At 62.0% G+C, this 716-nt stretch carries 1 protein-coding gene; it reads right to left on the bottom strand.

Going from position 1 to position 716, the window contains the following annotated elements; all coding sequences use genetic code 11:
* Positions 1–697, bottom strand: a 697-nt coding sequence (groEL, locus tag EN984_RS36630) for a chaperonin GroEL (RefSeq protein WP_127384455.1), incomplete at its 3' end; no start/stop codon positions are given.
* Positions 698–716 lie beyond the last annotated feature (19 nt).

The following is a 716-nucleotide window of genomic DNA, read 5'->3' as shown; positions in this document are numbered from 1 at the left end:
TGGCCTGAAGGTTGGACAGCTTCTTCTCGTGCAGGAGGATGTAGACGTCCTCGAGCTCGGCAACCATCTTGTCGGCGTTGGTGACGAAGTAGGGCGAGAGGTAGCCGCGGTCGAACTGCATGCCTTCGACGACTTCGAGTTCGGTCTCGGCGGTCTTGGCTTCCTCAACCGTGATGACGCCTTCGTTGCCGACCTTCTGCATCGCTTCCGCGATCATCTTGCCGACCGACTCGTCGCCATTGGCCGAGATCGTGCCGACCTGGGCGACTTCCTCGGAGGTCTTGATCTTCTTGGCAGCCTTGCCGAGCGCGCCGACGACTTCGGTCACGGCCAGATCGATGCCGCGCTTCAGGTCCATCGGGTTCATGCCGGCGGCAACGGCCTTGTGGCCTTCCTGGACGATCGACTGTGCCAGAACGGTTGCGGTCGTGGTGCCGTCGCCGGCGATGTCGTTGGTCTTCGAAGCAACTTCGCGGACCATCTGCGCGCCCATGTTCTCGAACTTGTCTTCAAGCTCGATTTCCTTGGCGACGGTGACGCCGTCCTTGGTGATGCGCGGGGCGCCGAACGACTTGTCGATGACGACGTTGCGGCCCTTGGGGCCGAGCGTGACTTTCACCGCGTCGGCGAGGATGTTGACGCCGCGCAGCATGCGCTCGCGGGCATCACGGGAGAATTTTACGTCTTTGGCAGCCATTTTTAGCTCCTGGCAGGGG

This window comes from Mesorhizobium sp. M7A.F.Ca.CA.004.12.1.1, assembly GCF_003997835.1.
Classification (GTDB): domain Bacteria; phylum Pseudomonadota; class Alphaproteobacteria; order Rhizobiales; family Rhizobiaceae; genus Mesorhizobium.
This window is presented reverse-complemented; position numbering and strand designations above follow the sequence as displayed.